This is a genomic window from Kitasatospora sp. NPDC097643, assembly GCF_040302625.1.
Taxonomy (GTDB): Bacteria; Actinomycetota; Actinomycetes; order Streptomycetales; family Streptomycetaceae; genus Kitasatospora.
Genome location: NZ_JBEOSA010000077.1, coordinates 21,053 through 42,547 on the forward strand (window position 1 = coordinate 21,053; position 21,495 = coordinate 42,547).

Below are 21,495 nucleotides of genomic sequence, written 5' to 3' on the forward strand. Positions count from 1 at the left end.
CGGCGGGCCACGTACTCCGTGGCCCGCCGGGGCCGTCCCGTCCCGTCGTCGGCAGGTCAGGCGGCTCCCGCGCTCAGCCGACCAGCCCCAGGCCCAGCAGGGCGCCGACCGCGCCCAGGGCCATGAAGACCGGCGTCAGCACCTTGATCTCGACCCAGCTGCCGGCCCGGAAGCGCATCGCCTTCGGCGGGCCGATCGGGTACCAGCGCTTGCGGCCGATCGGGATCGGCCACAGGATCGGGCAACCCGAGACGGTCAGCGCGTCGCCGACGCAGTGCACCAGCGCACCCAGGGCGATCGGCAGCCCGATCCACAGGTAGGACTGTCCCGGCTGGTCGAACAGCCACTGCGAGCCGTTGCCCGGCCGGTCGAGGACGTCCGCCAGCATCCAGGCGCTGGTCGCTCCCAGCAGCCAGACCAGCACGTCGCTGGAGACCCGGGCGTGCCGCCACAGCAGCCCCTCGATGGCCAGCACCATGTGCACGAACAGCACCGCCAGCACGCCCCAGCGCCCGCCGTACACCGCGATGCCCGCGGCCAGTGCCCCGCACATCACCGCCCACAGCCAGGTGTGGGTCAGCGTCCGGTGCCCGCCGGAGCGACGTGCGTCGCCCTTGCCGCGCGTCGACTTGTAGACGGCGTACGAGAGCTTGTCGATCACCTCGCACATCCAGCGCGACACCGGCCCGAAGGCCCGCGATATCGTCGCCGCCTTGTGGTCCAGATCCGGGGCGAGCGCCGCGCCCGCACAGATCAGGGCACCTGCCACCAGCACCGGCCACGGCATCGGCTCCCCCATGCCGGCCGCGACCGCACCGACCCCCAGCCACGCCGCCGCACCCGACAGCGCGTGCGCCGGTCCCATCATGACGATCCCGCCCTCCTGCTCGGATCAGGGCCGGACGGCACCTGACGGGAAGGCAGCATATCCAGCGATGATCATCATCCGACCAGGTGCACCGGCAGCACCGCTGGTCAGCCGGCCGGTGCCGGTCGGTGAGCGGCGCGGGGCGGGTGTGGGTCCCGGCCCACCCCCGTTCGGATCCGATCCCAGGGTGCGGACCCGAACGGACCGGGGTCAGGCCGGGCCGGGGCCGGGCGGGACGGGCATGGTGCGCCAGGTGTCCGCGGTGATCTCCATGGTCACCAGGCGCATGGTGGTGTCGGCCTCGGAGAAGTAGCGCTCGGTCTCACCGGTGGGGGCGAAGCCGAAGCGGGTGATCGCGCGGATCGCGTCGGTGTTCTCCAGGGACGCCATGCTCCACACCCGGGTGAGGCCGAGTTCGGCGAAGGCGAGCTTGAGCATCAGCCAGCCGATGTCGGGGGCGCACCCGGAGCCGCGGAGGTGCCGGGCCATGGTGAAGACACCGGAGTACCCGGTGGTGTCGTCCTCGACGTCCAGGCGGATGCCGCCGACGGGGCGGTCGTCGCCCTGGAGGCAGGCGGCCAGCTGGTAGTGCCGGCGCGGCACCTCCGCGGCGGTCGCCACCGCCTCGTCGAGCCTGCGCCGGATCCGGGTGTCGTCCATGACGCCGGTCGAGAGGTGGCGCATCCCGGCGGCATCGCCCCAGACCAGGCGCATGGCCGCCAGGTCATCGGCTCGGTGGTCCCGCAGTCGGACGTTGCCGGTCTCCAGGACCGGCAACGTCGCGGGCGGATGTACGGACGTGCGATCCATGCCGATCCAGGCATCGACGGACGCCACGTCGACCACTGCTCGCTTGCCCACTGTTGGTCCTCCAGAGGTCTCGAAGGGGTCAGCGCGTGCAGTAGATCAGCCGTGAGTAGACGTCCGATCAACGTCGACCGTGGTGGGCGTCCACCCGACCCCGTCGCACACACACCGCCGACCCGGGTTTGGCGGCGCGGAACCCGGCAAGCCGCCCGGTATGAACACTTCTGCTCTGCACACCTCGGCCCTGCACACCTCGGCTCTGCACACCCGCCCGTGGTCCCGACGCCTGCGCGGTCTGCTGGACGCACCGGCGCACTGGCAGTTCCTCGACACCCCGGCCGAACCGCTGAGCGACGCGGTGGAAGCCCTCCCGCTCGGGCCGTACCGCGACGCCCTGCACGGCGTGTGGCTCGGCCACCCGCTCCACCCGGCGCTGGTCCAACTGCCGCTCGGTTGCTGGACCTCGGCAGGCCTGCTCGACTTCGCCCCGGGCGGTGAGCGGTCTGCCGACACCCTCGTGGCGGCCGGTCTGCTGACCGCCGGGCCCGCCGCGCTCGCGGGCTGGGTGGACTGGGCCCGGCTCGACCCGCCCCGGAAGCGCACCGGCCTGGTGCACGCGCTCGCCAACACCACCGGTGTGCTGCTGTACGCCGGCTCGCTGCTGGCCCGTAGCCGCGGGCGCCGAGCCGGGGGCCGGCTGCTCGGCCTGGCCGGGCTGACCGCCGTGTCGGCCGGCGCCGCGCTCGGCGGGCATCTGACCTACCGGCTGGCCGCCGGACCGGACCGGGCCGCTGCCGTGCCACGGCTGGCCCCGACGGACTGGGTGGGGCTCGGCCCGGTCGACGACTTCCCGCCCGGGCAGCCCGTCCGCAGGACGGCCGGCGAACTGTCCGTGGTCGTGGTCCGCACCGGCGAGCGCTGCCACGTGCTCGCCGAGCGCTGCGCCCACCTGTCCGGTCCGCTCTCCGAGGGCACCGTGGTGGACGGCTGCCTGCGCTGCCCCTGGCACGGCAGCGAGTACCGGCTGCGGGACGGCGAGGTGACCCACGGCCCGGCCACCGCGCCGCAGCCGGTGTTCGAGACCCGGGTGCTCTCGGGGCACCTGGAGGTACGACTGCCCGAAGCGGGCTGACGGCGAGGACCACCGGGGGCCGCTTTCCGCGAAATGCGATATTCAGGACGTGTTCGGGATGGTTCCTGCTCATTTCCGGGTACACGCGATCAGGCCACGACCGACCCATGACCGGCCCATCACCTCCGACGAAGGTGCCACCATGACGATTCCGACACCCCCGGACCCGGACACCGAACCGTTCCCCCACCCGAATCCGGCGCCACGCCCCGGCGAGGGCCCCGATCCGGTGCCGCCACCGATTCCGCCGTTCCCGACTCCGGTGCCGTTTCCGGACCCCGATCCGGCACCGCCCCCGGAGCCGCATCCCGGGCAGCCGTGAGGCCCGCCCGTCGTAGCCCCGGCCGACGCCGGGGAGGCGTCGCGTGCGCGTGAACGGCACCGGACCGGGCCGACGGCACCGGCCGCTCGGCAGCCGTCGGCCCAGGGTGACGCCGCCCCGGGCCCGCCCCGGCGCAGGCACGGACCGGGTTCCGCCGGGGCTGCGGACCGCCGCCGGGTACACCTGGCGGCTGGTCCTGCTCGGCGTGGCCGCCTACCTGGTGGTCGCGGTCCTGGACCGGCTCCAACTGCCGGTCGTCGCCGTGTTCGTGGCGCTGGTCATCACCTCGGTCCTGCGGCCCTTCGTCGACCTGCTCGACCGGGCGCTGCCGCGCTCGCTCGCCGTCCTGATCGCCCTCCTCTGCGCCATCGCGCTCGTCGGCGGGATCCTGGCGCTGGTCGGGACGACGGTGGCCGACGAGTGGAGCCGACTCGGCACGGAACTGCGCGGCGGCCTCGGCCGGATCGACCACTGGCTCACCGGCAGCCCCTTCCACCTGCGGCCCGGCACCGCCACCGACCTGCGGGCGAAGATCGGCGAGTTCGTCGCCGCCCACCGCTCCGCGCTGCTCAGCACCGCGCTCAGCGGCGCGAGCCGGGCCGTGGAACTGCTCACCGCGCTGGCGCTGGCCGTGTTCTGCTCGGTGTTCTTCCTGCACTCCGGTGACCGGATGTGGCACTGGGCGCGGCGCCAGCTGCCCGCCCGGGCCAGGCCCGTCTGGAGCCGCGCCGGCCGCGCCGCATGGCACACCTTCGCGGGCTACACCCGCGGTGTGCTGATCGTGGCAGCGACCAACGCCGTCCTGGTGGGCATCGCGCTGGCCGTACTGCGGGTGCCGCTGGTCCTGCCACTGATGGTGCTGGAGTTCGTCGCCGCGCTCGTCCCGCTGATCGGCTCGCCGATCGCGCTGGCGATCGCCTCGCTGGTCGCCCTGGCCGCCCGTGGCCCGGTGGTCGCCCTGCTCGTACTCGGGCTGATCGTGGTCATCGGCCAGATCGAGGGGCATCTGCTGCACCCGCTGGTGCTGGGTTGGTCGGTGCGGATCCACCCGGTGGCGGTGGCCCTGTCGGTGACCGGCGGCGCCGTCCTGGCCGGCGTCCTGGGCGCGGTCGTCGCCGTGCCGGTGGTGTCCGTGGCCTGGGCCGTGATCACCGAACTGCGCGACCACGGCCCGGCACCGGAGGATTCCGGCTGACGAACCCGAACGGACCCGACCGTCGAGGGGCGGCCCGGACGGGCCGCCCCTCGACGTGGGTGGTGCGTGGGCCGGTGTGGATCAGGAGTAGCTTTCGACGGCCTCGGCCTCCGTGTCGAAGACCTCGAAGATCGTGATCAGCCGGGTGATCGTCAGCAGGTCGCGCGTCTTCATCGAAGGCTTGAGCAGCTTGAGCTTGCCGCCCTGCTGGCTGGTGGCGGTGTAGGAGGCGACCATCTCGCCGATTCCGCTGCTGTCGACGGAGGTGACCTGCTCCAGGTTGAGCACGATGTTCTTAGAGCCGTCCGAGAGTGCGCGGCGCACGTTCTCGCGCAGGACGACGTCGCCGTCGCCGATGGTGAGCCGGCCGGTGATGTCGAGGATGGTCACTTCCCCGTCGTAGCGGGTGTCGATCTTCGCCATGCGGTATCAGTCCTCACTTGATCAGCTTGAGCACCAGGGCCAGATCGGTCCCCGGCGGGTCGTCGCGGCGCACGATCTGGTAGCCGTCGGTGAGCCGGTCGATCATGACCAGGCCGCGGCCGGAGGGCTTCAGGCTGGGCCCGTCGGACGGCTCCGGGGGCGTGAAGCCCTCGCCCTCGTCGCCGACCGTCACGTACAGCCGGCCGGCCCGTCGCTCCCAGCTCAGCCGGACGCGCTTGGCCGGGTCCTGCCGGTTGCCGTGGAGGACGGCATTGACAACGGCCTCGTGCACGGCGAGCCCGAGCCGGTACTGCTCGCCCTCGCCCAGCCCGCAGGCCTCGCACACCTCCGCCACCCACGCCTCGGCGGCCGCCACGCTCGCCACCTCGGACGGTAACTCCACTGCCTCCGGCACGACTTGACCCCCACGCATCCGTACACCGTCAACGACCTCGGCGAGCGTATGGCGGTGACGTGAAGATCCCGCGGATGGCACGACCCCCTTCACTCGATCGAATGAAGGGGGTCGTGCGGATGTTCAGTTCACGGTCTGCGGCACGGAGACGGCCCGGTCACCCGGTCGTGTGAGTTTCCGGGCGAAGCTGACCCGGAGTGAGTGGCGGTGACACGGCGGCCAGCCCGTGATCACTAGCTTCCGGTGTGCCCGACACCCGGTTCCGTCAGGGTTCGATCGCCGGCGGACGGCGATGGCAGGACGACGTCACGGCACCGCGGGGGCCGGCCCGGCCGGGCAGGGACCCGCGGGCCGTCACCCGCCGCTGTCGGCTGGAACCTCGTCACAGGAGGTATGTGCATGGCGCTCATGGACACCCGGCCCGCTGCGCCGGGCTCGCTGCCGCTGCCGCCGAAGGTGCGGGCCCACACCTGGAGGGGGTACCACTGCGAGTCCCGGCTGGTGCGCACCACCGCCCCGGAGCTGCCGCCGCTGCTGGTGATCGGGGGTGCCTTCCAGAGCAAGGAGAGCTGGGGCCGGCTCGAACGGGAGGCCCTGCGGCGGATGGACGTGGTCACCGTCGATCCGCCCGGCTGGGGCGCCGGCAGCGTGCTGCCGCCGCACCACGGGGCCGACCTGCTCGCGGACGCGATCTGCCACATGCTCTCGGAGATCGGCATCGACCGGGTCAACATCGCCGGCGGGTCCTACGGCACCGCACTCGCGTACCGCATCGCCCAGACCCACCCGGAGCGGGTCGGCCGGATGGTGCTCTGCGGAACGATGACCTCGATCCCCGTCCACGCCCGGGCCGGCATCCGCAGCGCGCTCGACCACCTGCGGGCCGGCCGGGCGGAGGAGTTCACCGAGGAGACCCTCGCCATCCTGATGAACGGGGAGCAGCAGGACCAGGTGGTCACGGGCGCCCGGGTCCGGCGCTTCCTGCGCCGGCGGCTGAGCGGCCTCTCCGCGACGGAACGCGAGCAGGCCCTCACCAACACCGAGCGCCTGCTCGCCCACGACACGCTGGACCTCACCCAGCCGCCGGCCGCGCCGACGCTGGCCGTGACCGGTGAGCACGACACCTTCACCCCGCCGGAGCGCTGCCGCCAGCTGGCCGGGACCTGCCTGGACGGCCACTTCGCCGTCGTGGCCGGCGCCGACCACATGCTCCTGCTCGAACGCCCGGTGGAGATGGCCGACTTGACGACGCGCTTCCTGGCCGGGGAAGCCCTGGACGGGCTCGACTACCTCAAGCACGTCGAACGCGTCCGCACCCCGGAGGCGGACGGCGGCGCCGGACCGGCGCGCCACCCCGTCCACCAGCGCGGTCCGTTCGGCGGCGCCCTGCCGCAGGCGAACGAGGCACCGGCCCCGGCGCGGCGCTGACGGGGTCGGTCATCCGACGGTTCACGGCAGGAACGCGACCTCGGGGAAGGCGCGGGACGGGCCGTCGAGCAGGTGGCCCCCGCGGTGGCGCAGGTGCAGGTCGAAGAAGGCCGGCGGGTACGCCTGCTGGATGCGCACCGCGCGGGCCGGGTCGAGGGTGCCGATCCAGCCGCGGAGGTCCTCGTCGCTCATGCCGGTCAGCGTCGCCAGCTGCGGGAGCAGGGCCTGGTGGTCGCCGTACGAGACGTGGACCGCGCCGGCGGCCTGGACGTCGAGTCGCCAGCCCCGCAGGTGCGACCAGAACTGGGCGACGGCGGGCGCCTGGGCCCGGGTGAACTCGGCGGTCATCATCATGAACGGCCGGTCCAGGTCGGTGGTGATCAGCGGCTCCATCGGGGCGTCGAGGCTCAGCCCGGCCCGGATCCGCCGGTCCGCGATCATGGCGTGGGCGGTGGCCGTCCCGCCCTTGGACCAGCCGAACGCGCCGATGCGGTCCGGGTCGAGGGCGCCGCAGAGGCCGTCCGGCAGCGGCCGCCGGTCGGCGTCGGGGTTGCGCCCGGCGGCGAGGTCCTCGATGCGGTCGAGCACGAAGCGGATGTCCGCGGCGAAGTCCACCGGCGTCAGCCCGTACTGCGGGTCCCGGAGCGGGGTGATGATCCGGCCGTCGGGGAACCGGCTGAACGCGTCCTGGGTGTGGTCCACGGTGATCACCACGTAGCCGTGGCTGGCGAGCTCCTGGACCATGATCGTGTGGTCGCCGCGGTGGCTGTGCGCGCCGTGCGAGTACACCAGGACGGGCAGCCGCCGGCCCGTCCGCCGCACCGGGGCACCCTCGTGGCCGGCCGTGAGCGGGGCCGCCGCGGTGTCGGCGCCGAACCCGGTGGCGGTGAGGAAGACCCGCGCGAGGTCGGCGGGCATCCACGGCACCAGGGGGTACCGGTCGCCGTCCGGCGGGACGTCCCGGGCCGGGTACCAGACGCCGACCATCAGCTCGCGCTGGTGTCCCGGGCCCGCCACGGGATCCGGGCGGGAGGCGTCGACCAGGCGCAGCGGCACGGTGCCCACCGGGTGCGGACCGGTCGGCCCGGGCAGGGTGAGCCGTGGCGGGGCCGACGGGGTGTCCGCGGCCGGGGTGGCCCGTGCCGGGCGGGCGAGGCCGAGCGGGAGGACGGCCCCGGCCGCCAGCGCGGTGCCCAGTAACCGGCGGCGCGTCATCGCGTCACGCCTGGTGAACGGGGTGCTCGGTGTCATGGGCCCTCCCTGGGTCTCCGGCCTGAGCCGGTCGCCGCCCGTGTGCGGCGCCTGGACGGAACGCTGTCACCCGGCGGATCCGGGCCGCATCCCACCACCGGATGACTCGCGGCCCGGGTCGGCCCACGGGTGTACATCCACGGGCTGACCCGGCCCGGCGGCCCGGCTCCGGCGTTCGGCGCCGCCGCCCGGCGGAGCGGGCCGTTGCGTGGAACCCTGGAGGTGATGATCTCGGCCGGTCGGGCCGGCCCGCGTCGTCTGCGAGTCGGCGGTGGCACCGGGGTCGGCAAAGGAGAAATGCATGTCGGACGAAGCATTGATGGGCGACCAGGTGTACCAACCCGATGGATCGGAGGTCCAGGACGACATCGGGCCTCTGGAACCGGAGGACACCCTGGAGGACCGCGGTCTCGACTCGGCGCTCGACGAGGGCTACGCACCCCCGGAGCGCCCGCTCGCCGTGCAACGCCACGGGGTCACCGCGGCGGAGCAGCGGACCCGGCAGAGCCTCGCGCAGCGCCTGGCCGAGGAGCTGCCGGAGGTCGCCGAGCCCGAGGGGGACGGGATCGGCGACACCTGGGGCACCGACGGGGAGCCGATCGACACCGAGGCGGGCGAGACCCGCACGGGCCGGCTGACCGCGTCCTCCGGGACGCGCAGCGGCGTGTTCGCCGAGGACGTCGGCATCTCCGGCGGCGCCGCGTCGGCGGAGGAGGCGGCCATGCACACCACCGACGACCCCGAGGCGCTCATCGAGTGAGGGTGACGGCGTCCGGCCCGCGCGGCCGGACGCGAGCCGACCGGCCGGGGCGCCGCGGGCGTCGGCGGCGGGCGGGTCGGGTTCGCGCCGGTGGCCGCCCAGCCGGGGCGACCGCGGGGGTCAACCCTGCGGCCACCGGCGCGAGTTCACGGGGTGGCGGGTCCTGATTCGGCAGGATCCGCCGGGCGGCTACCGGCGGCTGACCGTGATGGTGTCGGTCAGCGGGCCCCGCTGGCGGATGTCGATCCGGACGCCGGTGTCGGGGTCGGTGAAGGACTGGCCGGGCCGGTACGCCGCCAGGTCGAGCGGCCGGCAGCCCTCGGGTGCGGTGGCAGTGGGGTTGCCGTTGACGACCCGGACCGGGCCGTAGCCGGTCTGGACGGAGGTGTCGACGCGGTAGATCAGCACACCGGTCGAGCACGCGGACGCGTCGCCGCCGACGGCGCGGCGGGACTCGGCGACGTACGCGGTGGTCTCGCCGGTGCGGATCACCGCGATCTTGGTGCCGCCGGGGCGTTCGATCGCGTCCAGCCGGACGGTGCGGCTGCCGGTGGTGGGCAGACAGGCGACCTGACGGTCGTCGATCCAGCCCAGCTTCCAGCGCTCCCACCCGAGGTGCTGCGGCGCCGGGCCCGAGATGAGGCCCATCACGTCCCAGCCGCCCACGTGGCGGTGGGTGTCCGGGCCGTCGAAGGCGTAGAGGTCGGGCAGGCCGAAGGTGTGCGAGGTCTCGTGGTCGGCCACCTTGGGGCCCCAGCGGTACATGTCCTGGCCGAAGGTGACCGCCCACTTGATCCGGGTGCCGCCCGCCACGATGCCGGTGGCGGCCGGGTCGTACAGGTAGGTGGGCGAGAAGCTGATGGCGGAGGCGTTCCTGGTCGGGACGATGTAGAGCAGGTCGTACCGGGAGAAGTCGACGTCCGGGCCGGCGGCCTCGACGGCCTGCCGGACGTACGCCTCGTGCTGTTCGAAGCTGATGCCGCGCTGGAAGCCGTAGGAGCCGGAGTCCTGCGGCAGGTGGAGCCAGCGGTCGAGCGGGGTGATGTCGAGGCGGGTGCGCCCGTAGGAGTCCTGCCGCATCCAGTCGGCGGCCGGGGCGAGCTGGTCGTAGTAGTCGGCGAGGTCGCCGGTGCCGGGGGCGTCGGGGAAGTCGACGAAGAGCATCAGGACGTGCTTGGTGCCCAGCGGCTGCTGGAACTGGGTGGTGTCGGTGGTGTGGCCCTCGTCGGTCCAGCCGGTCCGGCCGGGCAGCGCGCAGGCGGAGGCCGAGGCAGACGCGGAGGCGGACGACGGCTCGGCGACGGAGGCCGGGACCGGGCCGGCGAGCAGCAACGGGAGGGCCAGGGCGGTCGCGCCGGCGAGGAGGCGGGGGTTCAGGGTGCGGGGGTTCAGGGTGCGGGGGTTCAGGGTGTGGGGGTTCAACGGGTTTCTCCTTTCGGGGGGGATGGTCAGGACCGGCCGGCGGCCAGGTCCATCAGCCGGGCGAGGACCCGCCCGCCGGAGGCGGTGACTCCGTCGTGCTCCCACTCGTTGGTGACCCAGGCCCGCAGGCCGCCCACCGCGCGGGCGGTGCGCAGCGAGAGGCCGGCGTCCACGTACATGTCGTCGTGGTAGACGGCGGCGGCCACCGGGACCTGGTTGGCGGCGAGCCGGGCCGGGTCGTACAGGGCGGGCCAGTCGGCGCGGGCGGCGAGCAGCTCGGCGGCCTCGGCGAACGGGCGCAGGCCGGTGATCTCCCGGAACATCCAGGGGTAGATCATCTCGCCGGTCAGCAGCAGCGGGTCGGCGTCCTCGGCGAACGCGGGGTGGGCCGCGAGGGCGCGTTCGGCGGCCCAGCCGGTGGCGCTGCCGGCGTGGCCGTAGATGGACTCCTGGAGGACGGCGAAGAGCGGGTTGTCGGTGAACGAGGTGAGCTGCACGACCTGCTGGAGGAAGGTGGCGGTGGGTGCGCCGTCGGCGCCGAGGGCCTCGTCGAGCAGCCAGTGCAGGCGGGCGGAGCCGTCGCCCATGCCGAGCATCAGGCCGAGGGTGCGCAGCCGCCGTACGGTGAGTCGGTCGCCGTCCGGGAGGTGCACCGGGTGGCGGTCGAGCAGGTCCGCGAGGCGGCGCAGCAGCGCCCGGTCGCCGGGGTGGCGGTGGTAGTGGGCGGTGACCCGCTCGTGCACCCGGGGGTAGGTGGCGGCGTAGACCTCGTCCGCGGTGGCGTCGAGGCCGGGCAGGCCGCCCGTGACGTAGCAGGCGCGCAGCCCCTCGGGGGCGAAGGAGAGGTAGCTGAGGGTGACGAAGCCGCCGTAGCTCTGGCCGAGCGTCTCCCATGGTTCGACACCGCAGAGTTGACGGCGGATCAGTTCGGCGTCGGCGACGATCGAGTCGGCCCGGTGCAGGGCCAGGTGGTCGGCCAGTCGGCGGGCCGGGCCGAGGCGGGCCGCCGCGCGGGCGGTGACGGGGGTGGAGCGGCCGGTGCCGCGCTGATCGAGCAGCAGCACCCGGTGGGTCTTCAGGGCGTGGCCGAGCCAGCCGCCGGTGTTCAGCGGGCGCGGTGACTTCCCGCCCGGTCCGCCCTGGAGGTAGAGCAGCCAGGGCAGTTGGGCCCGGTCGGCGCGGGCCGGGTCGGCGAGTTCCCGGGCGAAGAGCTGGATGGTGGCGCCGGCGGGCCGGGCGTGGTCGAGCGGGACGGTGAACTCGTGGTCGGTCACCGCGAGTCCGGGCAGGCGGTAGCTGGTGCGGATCACGCGGCTCCCTCCGCGCGGCGGTCCTGGTACGGAAGGTGCGGGAAGTGGCAGGCGACCTCGTGCCCGGGGGCGATCGCCCGCAGGGCGGGCCGTTCGGCGGCGCAGCGGTCGGCCGCCCCGGGGCAGCGGGTGCGGAAGCGGCAGCCGCTGGGCGGGTCGAGCGGGCTGGGCAGGTCGCCGCCGAGCACGATCCTCGCGCGGCCGCGTTCGGCGTCCGGGTCGGGCAGCGGCACCGCGGACAGCAGGGCGCGGGTGTAAGGGTGAGCAGGTGCGGTGAAGAGGGTGTCGCGGTCGGTGGTCTCGACGACGGCGCCGAGGTACATGACGGCGATCCGGGTGCTGATCTGCCGGACGGCGCCGAGGTCGTGGGCGATGAAGAGGTAGGCGAGGCCGTACTCGTCCTGGAGGTCCTTGAGCAGGTTGAGGATCTGGGCCTGCACCGAGACGTCGAGGGCGGAGACCGGCTCGTCGCACACCACCAGCTTCGGTCGCAGGGCCAACGCCCGGGCGATGCCGAGGCGTTGGGCCTGGCCGCCGGAGAACTCGTGCGGGTGGCGGTCGGCGTGTTCGGCTTTCAGCCCGACCCGTTCCAGCAGCCGCTCCACCGGTTCGTCGGGGGCCAGCCCCTGGTAGGCGAAGGGCGAGGCGAGCAGCCGGCGGACGGTCTGGCGGGGGTTGAGCGAGGAGAACGGGTCCTGGAAGACCATCTGGAGGTCGCGGCGGACCGGGCGCAGCCGGGTCTCGTCGAGGTCCGTGAGGTCCTGCCCGGCGAAGTGGACGGTGCCGGAGGTCGGCCGCTCCAGCCGGGTGAGCAGGCGGGCCACCGTGGACTTGCCGCAACCGGACTCGCCCACCAGGCCGAGGGTTTCGCCCGGGTCGACCCGGAGCGAGACGCCGTCGACGGCGGTGACGTGTCCGGCCAGGCGCCGGGTGAGGCCGTGCCGGACCGGGAAGCGCTTCACCAGGTCGCGGGTTTCGAGCAGCGCGGTCATGAACCCGCCTCCAGGGTGGGCAGCCGGTGGGGCAGCGGCCCGTCGATGCGTGGCACGCAGGCGAGCAGGCCCCGGGTGTAGGCCTCCTGCGGGCGGTGGAAGACGTCGTGGACGGTGCCGCGTTCGACCGCCCGGCCGTCGCGCATCACGACGACCCGGTCGGCGAGTCCGGCGACCACGCCCATGTCGTGGGTGATCAGCATGATCGCGGTGCCGGCCTGCCGGCGCAGCTCGCGCAGCAGGTCGAGGATCTGGGCCTGGACGGTGACGTCGAGCGCGGTGGTCGGCTCGTCCGCGATCAGCAGGTCGGGCTCCAGGCACAGTGCCATCGCGATCATCACCCGCTGCCGCATCCCGCCGGAGAACTCGTGCGGGTAGCAGCGGGCGCGCCGTTCGGGCTCGGGGATGCCGACCCGTTCCAGCATCCGCACGGCGATCCGGTGGGCCGCCTTCCGGCCGGCCCGGTGGTGGGCCCGGTAGGCCTCGGCGATCTGGAAGGCCACCGGGTAGTAGGGGTTGAGGCAGGACAGCGGGTCCTGGAAGACCATGGCGATCCGGTTGCCGCGCAGGCGGCGCAGCGAGCGCTGGTCCAGGGCGGTCAACTCGCGCCCGTCGAAGTGGATTTCGCCGCCGACCCGGGCCTCGCGGGGCAGCAGCCCGAGCACCGCGAGGCTGGTGACGGACTTGCCGCTGCCGGACTCACCGACCACGCCGAGCACCTGTCCGGCGGCCAGGTCGAGGTCGAGCCCGGAGACAGCGGGGGCGGGGGCGCCGAAGTCGACGGTGAGACCGCGTACGGAAAGCAAGGTCATCCGACGGCCCTCACTCTCGGGTCGAGGACGGCGTAGACGAGGTCGACCACCAGGTTGGCGAGCACCACGAAGCCGGCGGCGAACAGCGTCACGCCGAGGATCACCGGCTGGTCGGCGCCCGCGATCGCGTCCGCGGCGAGCTTGCCGACACCGGGCAGGCCGAAGACCGACTCGGTGATGAGCGCGCCGCCGAGCAGGGCACCGAGGTCCATCCCGAAGATCGTCACGATCGGCATCAGAGCGGGCCGCAACGCGTGCCGGCGTACCACGGTGACCTCGGCCAGGCCCTTGGCGCGCGCGGTGCGGACGTAGTTCCGGCCGAGGCTCTCCAGCAGTTCGCCGCGGGTGACCCGGGCGTACACGCCGGCGTAGAGCATGGCCAGGGTGATCCAGGGCATCACCATCGACTGCGCCCAGCCGACCGGGTCCTCGGTGAGGGGGACGGCGGTGGGGTAGGGCAGCAGGTTGAGCTTGACCACCAGGAGGTACTGGAGCACCAGCGCGGTGAAGTAGACCGGCAGCGAGACCCCGCCGAGGGCGGCCGTCATCGCGGCGCGGTCCCAGAGGCTGCCGCGCCGCAGCGCGGACACCACGCCCGCCGCCACGCCGACGGCCAGCCAGAGCACGGCCGCGCCGACGGCGATGGACAGACTGACCGGCAGTCGGCTGGTGAGCATCCCCCAGACCGGCCGGTTCGTCTGGAAGCTGAAGCCCAGGCAGGGGAACGGGCACTGGACGGCCTGGGCGCCGGTGCCGTAGGTGCGGCCGGTGAGCACACCGCCCAGGTAGTCCCCGAACTGGGCGAACGGGGAGCGGTCCAGTCCGAGGGTGGCGCGGATGCCGGCCAGCCGTTCCGGGGTGCAGGCCTTGCCGCAGGCGCCCTGGGCGGGGTCGGCGGGCATCAGGTAGAAGATCGCGAAAGTGGCGGCGCAGATCACCAGCAGGATGAGCGCGGTGACGGCCAGTCTTCGCAGCAGGTAGAGGATCATCGCGGTTTGCTCCGGGGGTCGAGCGCGTCGCGCACGGCGTCGCCCAGCACGTTGAAGGCGAGCACGGTGACGAACAGGAGGACGCCGGGGACGAGGAAGTAGGCCGGGTCGGCGGCGTACCAGGGCACGGCGGTGGCGATCATCTGCCCCCAGGAGGGCGTCGGCGGCTGGACGCCGACGCCGAGGAAGGACAGTCCGGCCTCGGTGGCGATGCAGGCCGGGATCGACATCGTCGCCACCACCAGCACCGGCCCGGTCAGGTTGGGCAGGACCTCGCGCAGCAGCAACGTCCGCCGGGACGCGCCGAGCAACCGGGCCGCCGCCACGAACTCGCCGCGGGCCAGCACCATGGCCTGCCCGCGCACGATCCGCCCGACGTACGGCCAGCCGAAGAAGCCGAGCACGACGACCAGGAGCAGCCGGCGGTCGGCCCCGGGCGCGGCCGAGATCAGGGCGATCATGAAGATCAGGCTGGGGAAGGACATCAGCAGGTCCATCAGCCGGCCGATGACGGTGTCGGTCCAGCCGCCGACGAAGCCGGCGAGCAGGCCGAGCGCGGTGCCGAGAAGCACCGACACCGCGGTGGCCAGGACGGCGATCAGCAGCGAGACCCGCGCCCCGTACACCACCCGGGCGAGCACGTCCCGGCCGTTGACCGGCTCCACGCCCAGCCAGTGCTCGGCGCTCATCCCGCCCGCCGCCCCGCGCGGCAGACCGCCGAGGGCCGGGTCCACCGCCTCGCCGTGGAAGGCGGTCGGGGAGCTGCCGGTCAGCCAGGTGATCAGCGGGGCGGCGAGTGCGGTGAGCACCAGCAGGGCGATGGCGGCCAGCGCCAGGGCGGCGGCGCGCCGGGCCGCCAGGGCGCGCAGCAGGCTCCGCGCGCCCGGGCCGCTCGTTTCGCTCCGGCCGCTCGGGCCCCTCCGGGCGCTCGGGTCGCCCGGGCCGCTCGTTTCGCTCCGGCCGCTCGGGTCGCTCCGGGCGCCGGTGGTCCGGGGTCGGCGCGCCGTGGCGCTCACTTCCGCAGCCCCAGCGAGACGAGGTCCAGCCGGCCGACGAAGGCGGTGTGCCCGTACGCGCCGGCCACGTTCGGCCCGACCAGGACGGCGGCCCGGTCCCAGAGGAACGGCACGACCGGGGCGTCGCGCATGATGCGTTTGGCGAGCTCGCCGTAGGCCTGCTGCGCGGCGGCCGGGTCGCTCACGGCGGCGGTCTCGTCCAGCCGCGCGTCGACCTCGGGAGAGTCGTACTGGGCGCGGTTGTTGTTGCCCTCGGGGGTGATCAGCCGGCCGTCGAACAGGATCGGCAGGTAGGTGGAGGCGCCCGGCCAGTCCGGGGTCCAGCCGTCGATCACCAGGTCGTGCTGTCGGGCCGGGCTGCCGACGGTGCTGTAGAAGGCGGAGGAGCTGATCTCGTTGATCTTCACGGTGATACCGGCCCGGGCGAGCGAGGCCTGCACGGCCTCCCCCTGGGCCTTGCCGCCGGCGGTGGCCGGGGTGTCCAGGGTGAGCTCCAGGCCGGTGGCGTGACCGGCCTCGGCGAGCAGGGCCCTGGCCCTGTCCGGGTCGCCCTTGCCGTCCTTGCTCGGGTACGGGTCCTCGGGGGCGGCACCGGGCAGGGTCGGCGGCAGCAGGGTGGTGGCGAGGTCGCCCGCGATCGGACCGCCGCGGGTGGTGCGCAGGGCGTCCTTGTCGAGCGCGTACGCGACGGCCTGCCGCACCCGGACGTCGTCCAGCGGCCGGTGCCGGGTGTTCAGGCTGAGGAAGCGGGTGTTGATGGACTCTCCGGTGACCAGGCGCTTCTTGAGCTGCGGGTCGTTCACCACCCGCCCGACCGAGGCCGGTCCGATCGGCTCGAGCGCGACGGCGTCCGCGTCCTCGCCCTGACCGGCGATCAGCCGCTGGTCGACCACCGCCGGGTCCAGGTTGAGGTCGATGACGACCTTGTCCGGCAGCCCCTTGCGGACGGTGTCGGTGGCCCGGTCCCAGTGGGGGTTGCGCACCAGGGTGAGCTGCTTCCTGGGCTCGAAGGCGTCGATCCGGTACGGGCCGGAGGAGAACGGGCGGTTGTCGTAGCCCACGCCGGTGTCCTTGTCCTGCGGCACCGGGGCGAACATCGGCAGGGACACCGCGGAGCCGAAGTCGGCCACCGGGCGATTGAGCCGGAAGACCACCGTCCGCTCGTCCGGGGTCTCGATCGACGCGAGCCCGGCCTTGTCCTGGTACGGCCCCTTGTACGCCTCACCGCCCGCCAGCCAGAGCCGGGCGTACGGCGGGCCCTCGGGCAGTTCGGCGGCGAAGGTGCGCTCGACGCCGTACTTGACGTCCTTGCTGGTGACGGGGCGTCCGTCCTCGAACTTCACGCCGTCCTTGAGGGTGAAGGTCCAGGTCCGCGCGCCGTCGGAGGGGCGGCCGGTATCGGTGGCCAGGTCCGGGACGATCTGCCCGCCGGCCGGGCCGGGGGCGGGCGCGAAGGTGGTGAGCGTCCGGTAGATCAGCCGGCCGACGTCCTGGGTGGAGGTGACGTAGGCGCGGGCCGGGTCCAGGTGCTCCAGGTCGATGCTGGACAGGACGTGCAGGGTGCCGCCCGCGGCCGGGGTGGCGTCCGCGGTGGAGCGGCCGCTGTCCGGCCCGCCGCAGGCCGCCGCCGACAGCAGACCGAGGGTCGCGACCAGCGCGCAGGCGGCTCTTCGGGTCCTCATTCGTCCCCCTTCTATGCGATATGACATTTCACATGTGGGACAAGATTGGGCGGCACCGACCCCTTCCGGGAGCTCTCAGCTGCTCATAACATCCGGTTATGGAGCTCGAGATACGGCACCTCCGGATGATCTGCGCCATCGCCGAAACCGGCAGCCTGACCCGGGCCGCCGCCTCGCTCCGACTCACCCAACCCGGCCTCAGCGCCCAACTCCGCAGGATCGAGAGCCTGTTGGGCGGCCCGTTGTTCGAGCGCGGGCGCACCGGCGCCGTCCCGACCGCCTTCGGCGAGACCGTGCTCACCCGCGCCCGCGCCGTCCTGCCCACCGTCGACGAGCTGCTGAGCACCTCCGCCCTGGCCGCCCACGCCGGCAGCCCGACGCCCCGCTTCCGGCTCGGCTCCGTCAACGCCCCGCTGCTCGGCGGGCTGATCACCGCGCTGCGCGCCCATCACCCGGAGGCGCGGATCGTCTCCCGTGCCCAGGGCTCATCCGTCCCCCTGGTCGACGACCTCACCCACGGGCGGCTCGACGCCGCGGTGGTTGGCGACTGCCCCGGCTACGAGCTGCCCGCGCGCCCGGGCGTGGTGCTGCGACCGGTCGTCACCGAGCCGGTGTTCGTCGCCCTGCCGGCCGGGCACCGGCTCGCCGCCCGGGCGGAGGTCCGGCTGGACGACCTGGAGGACGAGGACTGGGTCTCACCGCGCCCCGACGACGACCGGGTCCGCGAGTACTGGTCCACCACCTTCCACGCGACCGGCCACCGGATGCGGACCGTCCACGAGGCGGAGGGGCGGCTGCTGCTGGAACTGGTCCGCGACGGGCACGCGGTCAGCCTGTGCCAGGCCACGTTCGAGGAGGTCCCGGGCATCGCCGTACGGCCCATCGCCGGCGACCCGCTCTGGTACCGGCACCTGGTCGCCTGGCACCAGGCGGGTCGGCTGGCGGCCCTGGGGGCGGCGCTGGTCGAGCACGCCCGTACGGCCCACCGGGCCGCGGCCGGGCGCAGCCCCGCGTACCAGCGGTGGCTGCGCGCAGGCGGGGGGCGGCGCGGGGACGGGGACGGGCTCGGGGAGCAGCGCGGGGAGGTGCGCACGATCGAGCCTTGACTCCGGCCGGTGAGCGATGGACCCTGGGTGACACGTGTCATCGCCTGATTTGCACGTTCTGTCCGGATCCCTCCACGCCCCACCGGGAGCCCGACCTTGTGCGTCGTCCCTCTCCTCGCCACTCCCCCGCCCCGCCCCTCTCCCTCGCCCGCTTCCCCGGCCTCGCCCCCGGCCTCGCCCCCGACCGACCAGCACCCCGGCCCGCGGTGCGCCGAGGTCTACCGGCTGGTCTGGTGGACGCTCGACCCGGCCGCGGCCGCCGTCCCCGAGGTCCGTCGCCTGCTCGCCGAGGTGCTGCCGACCTGGCGCATCGCCGCCGAGCTCGCGGACACCCTCCTGCTGGCCGCCAGCGAACTGGTCACCAACGCGGTGACCCACGCCGCGGGCGTGACCGCGCAGATCGGGGTCACGCTCGGCCTCGGCCGCGGCCGCCTCCAGCTGGAGGTCAGCGACAGCCACCCGCACTGCCCACCGCTCCCGCCCCGGGGCGGCACCCACGCGCTCGACGACGCCGAGGCGGAGGGCGGCCGCGGGCTGTGGATCGTCCACACCGCGGTGACCGCCGCCGACGGCCGGCTGGACGTCCTGCCCGGGCGGGTCGGCAAGACCCTCCGGATCCGCGTGCCCGTCTGAGCACGGACGCTCAGGACGACTCCCGCACCACCACCTCGAACCGCACCGGCGGCAGCGGCTCCGCAGCGCCCGTCGTCACCAGCGCGTGCAGGGTCTCGGCCAGCACGCCGGGGGCCGGCGGGTGGAAGCGGACGGTGGTCAGCCTCGGCCGGACCACCCGGCCGAGCAGCAGGTCGTCCGCCCCCGCGACGGCGATCTGCCCGGGCACCGCCACGCCCAGGTCGCCCAGGGCCGCACAGAGCAGCGCCGCGTACTCGTCGTTGCAGCCGAACACCGCGTCCAGCCCCAGCTCCCGGCAGAGCACCGCCAGCGCGGCCGCCGCCTCCTCGGAGCAGCGCATCGGCAGCTGGACGATCTCCGCCCCGTACGCCGCGGCCGCGCGCCGGGCGCCGGCCAGGCGCGGCTCGGCGAACGTGGCCAGGCCGCGCTCGGTCGGCATCACCACGCCGATCGTCCGGCAGCCCCGCTCCAGAAGGTGGCGGACGGCGGCCTCCCCGAGCTCGGCGTGGTCCACGATGAGCGTGTAGACGCCCTCGACCGGCGCGGGCGCCGAGGCGATCACCGCGCGTACCCCGGCCCGGTGCAGCACCCGCGCGGCATCGGCGGTCAGCCTGGGGTCGTCCGACGCCACCACGGCCGCCGGGCGCAGCCGCGCCCAGGCCCGGGCGGCCGCCAGCGGCTCCGGCACCCGGTCGCCGTGCAGCACGACCGTGTAGCCGAGCTCGCCGACCGCGCTCTCGAAGCGGTCGACCCACTCGGCGGCCAGCCCGCCGATCGCGGCCACCGCGAACGGCAGCAGGACCAGGTCGCTCTGCCCGGCCCGCAACGAGCGGGCCGCCGCGTGCGGGACGTACCCGAGCTGTTCGGCCGCCGCGCGCACCCGCTCGCGCGTCCGTTCGCTGATCCGCGCGGACGGCGTGTCGTTGAGCACCAGGGAGACCGTCGTGCGCGACACCTTCGCGGCGCGGGCCACGTCGGCGCTGGTCACCTGATGCGCGGGGCCCTGCTGCGCAGGATCGGGGGACTCCGACGACTCCGATGACATGGCACCACCTCCCGCCGAACCGTGACCGTGACAGCGCGCTCACTCCCCATGGTGGCACCGATGGTGACACGAGTCAGCTCGGCGCTGCCGGACAGGGAACGGCCCCGGCCCGTGCGGGCCGGGGCCGCCGTCCGCCCGGTGGCGGCGTCACGGTCGCGGCGGCAGCGGCACCGCGTAGAGGCACGGGTGCTGCGGGCCGCTCGCGGGGGCGGCCAGGACGGTGGCCACCTCGCCGGTGATCTCCACTTGCAGATCGCCCTCGGCGTTCTCCCAGACCAGGCTCCCGCCTGGTCCGACGACCTCGGTGACGCGGACCACGACCACCTGCGGAGGGCGGTGCGCGCCGATCGGCCCGGGCAGGGTCACCGCGTAGCGGCGGTTGAGGCTCCTCATAGCCAGCCTCCTCGTTGTCAATCCCTCCCCGTGCGGCCGATTCTCCTCCCGGCCCGGGCGCTTGTACACAAGCCTCCGATGGGCCCGGGGCGAGCTCGGCCCCGACAACCGGCGGCTTCCCCCGGAGCCGGGGCGGAAACGCCGTCGGCGGCCTTCGGTGCCCCACTCGGGTAGGCCAACCCGGGTACCCCACCGCCCGTTCCGCCGCGGGCGGTTGCCGGGCCGCTCACCGGGTAGCGGCCGGGTAGGAACCGGGGGCGCGGCCCGGCCCGTGAGCGGCCGGTGACGGCGCTCCGCAGCCCGGGCTGGAGAGGAGGCCCGCGATGACACGCGCGGTGGGCATCGACCTGGGAACGACGAACTCGGTGGTCTCCGTCCTGGAGGGCGGTGAACCGACGGTGGTCGTCAACACCGAGGGGGCGCGGACGACGCCGTCGGTGGTGGCGTTCGCCAAGGGCGGCGAGGTGCTGGTCGGCGAGGTGGCCAAGCGGCAGGCGGTCACCAACGTGGACCGCACCGCCCGCTCGGTGAAACGGCACATCGGCGAGCCGGACTGGCGGTTCCCCGAGCGGGGGGAGGTCGAGGGGAAGCGGTTCACCGCACAGGAGATCTCGTCCCGGATCCTGCAGAAGCTGAAGCGGGACGCCGAGGCCTACCTGGGCGAGACCGTGACGGACGCCGTCATCACCGTCCCCGCGTACTTCAACGACTCCCAGCGGACCGCCACCAAGGAGGCGGGCGAGATCGCCGGTCTCAAGGTGCTGCGGATCGTCAACGAGCCGACCTCCGCCGCCCTGGCCTACGGGCTGGACAAGGAGGCCGAGCAGACGGTGCTGGTCTTCGACCTCGGCGGCGGCACCTTCGACGTGTCCCTGCTGGACATCGGAGAGGGCGTGGTGGAGGTGCGGTCGACCTCGGGCGACACCCACCTCGGCGGCGACGACTGGGACCAGCGCATCGTGGAGCACCTGATCAAGCGGTTCAAGGCCGGCTACGGGGTGGACCTCGGCCAGGACAAGATGGCGCTGCAACGCCTGCGCGAGGCCGCGGAGAAGGCGAAGATCGAGCTGTCCGCCGCCAGCGAGACGACGATCAACCTGCCGTACGTCAGCGCCTCCGCCGAGGGCCCGCTGCACCTGGACGAGAAGCTCACCCGGGCCCAGTTCCAACAGCTCACCGCCGACCTGCTGGAGCGCTGCGAGGGCCCGTTCCACCAGGCGGTGCGGGACGCGAAGATCGAGGTCTCCGCCATCGACCACGTCGTCCTGGTCGGCGGCTCCACCCGGATGCCGGCGGTGACGGAGCTGGTCCGCGAGCTCACCGGCAAGGACCCGCACAAGGGCGTCAACCCGGACGAGGTCGTCGCCATCGGTGCCTCGCTCCAGGCCGGCGTGCTCCGGGGCGAGGTCAAGGACGTCCTGCTGCTCGACGTCACCCCGCTGTCCCTCGGCATCGAGACCAAGGGCGGCATCATGACCAAGCTGATCGAGCGCA

Annotated in this window: 21 protein-coding genes; 7 read left to right on the forward strand and 14 right to left on the reverse strand. The window is 74.0% G+C overall.

Annotated elements, in window-relative coordinates:
* Positions 1-73 precede the first annotated feature (73 nt).
* Complete coding sequence (locus ABTY15_RS34135; protein WP_350604485.1) at positions 74-868, reverse strand: metal-dependent hydrolase; 795 nt, start codon at positions 866-868, stop codon at positions 74-76.
* Positions 869-1,078: 210 nt separating this feature from the next.
* A complete protein-coding gene (locus ABTY15_RS34140; protein ID WP_350604488.1) occupies positions 1,079-1,729 on the reverse strand; it encodes a GNAT family N-acetyltransferase in 651 nt (216 codons plus the stop codon).
* Between the two features lie 160 nt (positions 1,730-1,889).
* On the opposite strand from ABTY15_RS34140, the gene ABTY15_RS34145 reads away from it, so the two are divergent.
* Positions 1,890-2,807, forward strand: a complete 918-nt coding sequence (locus ABTY15_RS34145; protein ID WP_350604490.1) for a Rieske (2Fe-2S) protein — start codon at positions 1,890-1,892, stop codon at positions 2,805-2,807.
* A gap of 371 nt (positions 2,808-3,178) precedes the next feature.
* A complete protein-coding gene (locus ABTY15_RS34150; RefSeq protein WP_502893657.1) occupies positions 3,179-4,324 on the forward strand; it encodes an AI-2E family transporter in 1,146 nt (381 codons plus the stop codon).
* A gap of 81 nt (positions 4,325-4,405) precedes the next feature.
* Here the strand turns inward: ABTY15_RS34150 and ABTY15_RS34155 are convergent, their stop codons facing one another.
* Together ABTY15_RS34155 and ABTY15_RS34160 are read right to left on the reverse strand one after the other, a co-directional pair.
* Positions 4,406-4,747, reverse strand: a complete 342-nt coding sequence (locus ABTY15_RS34155; protein ID WP_350604492.1) for an STAS domain-containing protein — start codon at positions 4,745-4,747, stop codon at positions 4,406-4,408.
* 13 nt (positions 4,748-4,760) lie between these two features.
* Positions 4,761-5,150 carry an ATP-binding protein gene (locus ABTY15_RS34160; RefSeq protein ID WP_350604493.1) on the reverse strand — a complete coding sequence of 130 codons (390 nt, stop codon included), beginning with the start codon at positions 5,148-5,150 and terminating at the stop codon, positions 4,761-4,763.
* A 411-nt stretch (positions 5,151-5,561) separates the two neighbouring features.
* Between ABTY15_RS34160 and ABTY15_RS34165 the strand changes: the two genes are divergently transcribed.
* Complete coding sequence (locus ABTY15_RS34165) at positions 5,562-6,590, forward strand: alpha/beta fold hydrolase (RefSeq protein WP_350604495.1); 1,029 nt, start codon at positions 5,562-5,564, stop codon at positions 6,588-6,590.
* A 21-nt stretch (positions 6,591-6,611) separates the two neighbouring features.
* On the opposite strand, the gene ABTY15_RS34170 is transcribed toward ABTY15_RS34165, so the two are convergent.
* A complete protein-coding gene (locus ABTY15_RS34170; protein ID WP_350604496.1) occupies positions 6,612-7,841 on the reverse strand; it encodes an alpha/beta hydrolase family protein in 1,230 nt (409 codons plus the stop codon).
* A 301-nt stretch (positions 7,842-8,142) separates the two neighbouring features.
* Here ABTY15_RS34170 and ABTY15_RS34175 point away from each other — a divergent pair, with 301 nt between their 5' ends.
* Positions 8,143-8,601 (forward strand): DUF5709 domain-containing protein, encoded by a 459-nt coding sequence (locus tag ABTY15_RS34175; RefSeq protein WP_350604498.1) that lies wholly within the window; start codon positions 8,143-8,145, stop codon positions 8,599-8,601.
* Positions 8,602-8,790: 189 nt separating this feature from the next.
* On the opposite strand, the gene ABTY15_RS34180 is transcribed toward ABTY15_RS34175, so the two are convergent.
* Genes ABTY15_RS34180 through ABTY15_RS34210 form a run of 7 tightly spaced genes read right to left on the reverse strand, consistent with a single transcriptional unit; the run spans position 8,791 to position 16,824 of the window.
* Positions 8,791-10,023, reverse strand: coding sequence for a M6 family metalloprotease domain-containing protein (locus tag ABTY15_RS34180; protein WP_350604500.1), 1,233 nt, complete (start codon positions 10,021-10,023; stop codon positions 8,791-8,793).
* A 26-nt stretch (positions 10,024-10,049) separates the two neighbouring features.
* On the reverse strand, positions 10,050-11,330 hold the full coding sequence (locus tag ABTY15_RS34185; protein ID WP_350604523.1) for an alpha/beta fold hydrolase: 1,281 nt from the start codon (positions 11,328-11,330) through the stop codon (positions 10,050-10,052).
* The gene (locus ABTY15_RS34190; RefSeq protein ID WP_350604501.1) at positions 11,330-12,325 is read right to left on the reverse strand and encodes an ABC transporter ATP-binding protein; all 996 of its coding nucleotides are present in this window, start codon (positions 12,323-12,325) and stop codon (positions 11,330-11,332) included. Before ABTY15_RS34190 ends, ABTY15_RS34185 begins: the two co-directional genes overlap by 1 nt.
* Positions 12,322-13,137 (reverse strand): ABC transporter ATP-binding protein, encoded by an 816-nt coding sequence (locus ABTY15_RS34195; protein ID WP_502893656.1) that lies wholly within the window; start codon positions 13,135-13,137, stop codon positions 12,322-12,324. The genes ABTY15_RS34190 and ABTY15_RS34195 overlap by 4 nt, the downstream gene beginning before the upstream one ends.
* Positions 13,134-14,126: an ABC transporter permease gene (locus ABTY15_RS34200; RefSeq protein WP_350604503.1), complete on the reverse strand. Its 993-nt coding sequence runs from the start codon at positions 14,124-14,126 to the stop codon at positions 13,134-13,136. Before ABTY15_RS34200 ends, ABTY15_RS34195 begins: the two co-directional genes overlap by 4 nt.
* Positions 14,123-15,142 carry an ABC transporter permease gene (locus ABTY15_RS34205; protein ID WP_350604505.1) on the reverse strand — a complete coding sequence of 340 codons (1,020 nt, stop codon included), beginning with the start codon at positions 15,140-15,142 and terminating at the stop codon, positions 14,123-14,125. Before ABTY15_RS34205 ends, ABTY15_RS34200 begins: the two co-directional genes overlap by 4 nt.
* Positions 15,139-16,824: an ABC transporter substrate-binding protein gene (locus tag ABTY15_RS34210; protein WP_350604506.1), complete on the reverse strand. Its 1,686-nt coding sequence runs from the start codon at positions 16,822-16,824 to the stop codon at positions 15,139-15,141. Before ABTY15_RS34210 ends, ABTY15_RS34205 begins: the two co-directional genes overlap by 4 nt.
* 98 nt (positions 16,825-16,922) lie before the next feature.
* On the opposite strand from ABTY15_RS34210, the gene ABTY15_RS34215 reads away from it, so the two are divergent.
* Positions 16,923-17,930, forward strand: coding sequence for a LysR family transcriptional regulator (locus ABTY15_RS34215; protein WP_350604507.1), 1,008 nt, complete (start codon positions 16,923-16,925; stop codon positions 17,928-17,930).
* 96 nt (positions 17,931-18,026) lie between these two features.
* The gene (locus tag ABTY15_RS34220) at positions 18,027-18,563 is read left to right on the forward strand and encodes an ATP-binding protein (RefSeq protein WP_350604508.1); all 537 of its coding nucleotides are present in this window, start codon (positions 18,027-18,029) and stop codon (positions 18,561-18,563) included.
* A gap of 10 nt (positions 18,564-18,573) precedes the next feature.
* Here the strand turns inward: ABTY15_RS34220 and ABTY15_RS34225 are convergent, their stop codons facing one another.
* Positions 18,574-19,608 carry a LacI family DNA-binding transcriptional regulator gene (locus tag ABTY15_RS34225; RefSeq protein ID WP_350604511.1) on the reverse strand — a complete coding sequence of 345 codons (1,035 nt, stop codon included), beginning with the start codon at positions 19,606-19,608 and terminating at the stop codon, positions 18,574-18,576.
* A 147-nt stretch (positions 19,609-19,755) separates the two neighbouring features.
* Complete coding sequence (locus ABTY15_RS34230) at positions 19,756-20,001, reverse strand: DUF6296 family protein (protein ID WP_350604513.1); 246 nt, start codon at positions 19,999-20,001, stop codon at positions 19,756-19,758.
* Positions 20,002-20,324: 323 nt separating this feature from the next.
* Here ABTY15_RS34230 and dnaK point away from each other — a divergent pair.
* Positions 20,325-21,495 (forward strand): molecular chaperone DnaK (gene dnaK / locus ABTY15_RS34235; RefSeq protein WP_350604516.1); only part of this gene is annotated, 1,171 nt, incomplete at its 3' end.

Excerpts from the sequence above, each read along its gene's own strand:
- ABTY15_RS34230 (WP_350604513.1), bottom strand. The coding sequence starts at position 20,001 with ATGAGGAGCCTCAACCGCCGCTACGCGGTGACCCTGCCCGGGCCGATC.
- ABTY15_RS34210 (WP_350604506.1), bottom strand. The coding sequence starts at position 16,824 with ATGAGGACCCGAAGAGCCGCCTGCGCGCTGGTCGCGACCCTCGGTCTG.
- ABTY15_RS34175 (WP_350604498.1), top strand. The coding sequence starts at position 8,143 with ATGTCGGACGAAGCATTGATGGGCGACCAGGTGTACCAACCCGATGGA.
- ABTY15_RS34225 (WP_350604511.1), bottom strand. The coding sequence starts at position 19,608 with ATGTCATCGGAGTCGTCGGAGTCCCCCGATCCTGCGCAGCAGGGCCCC.
- ABTY15_RS34190 (WP_350604501.1), bottom strand. The coding sequence starts at position 12,325 with ATGACCGCGCTGCTCGAAACCCGCGACCTGGTGAAGCGCTTCCCGGTC.
- ABTY15_RS34195 (WP_502893656.1), bottom strand. The coding sequence starts at position 13,137 with ATGACCTTGCTTTCCGTACGCGGTCTCACCGTCGACTTCGGCGCCCCC.
- ABTY15_RS34170 (WP_350604496.1), bottom strand. The coding sequence starts at position 7,841 with ATGACACCGAGCACCCCGTTCACCAGGCGTGACGCGATGACGCGCCGC.
- ABTY15_RS34165 (WP_350604495.1), top strand. The coding sequence starts at position 5,562 with ATGGCGCTCATGGACACCCGGCCCGCTGCGCCGGGCTCGCTGCCGCTG.
- ABTY15_RS34215 (WP_350604507.1), top strand. The coding sequence starts at position 16,923 with ATGGAGCTCGAGATACGGCACCTCCGGATGATCTGCGCCATCGCCGAA.
- ABTY15_RS34155 (WP_350604492.1), bottom strand. The coding sequence starts at position 4,747 with ATGGCGAAGATCGACACCCGCTACGACGGGGAAGTGACCATCCTCGAC.
- ABTY15_RS34145 (WP_350604490.1), top strand. The coding sequence starts at position 1,890 with ATGAACACTTCTGCTCTGCACACCTCGGCCCTGCACACCTCGGCTCTG.
- ABTY15_RS34200 (WP_350604503.1), bottom strand. The coding sequence starts at position 14,126 with ATGATCCTCTACCTGCTGCGAAGACTGGCCGTCACCGCGCTCATCCTG.
- ABTY15_RS34135 (WP_350604485.1), bottom strand. The coding sequence starts at position 868 with ATGATGGGACCGGCGCACGCGCTGTCGGGTGCGGCGGCGTGGCTGGGG.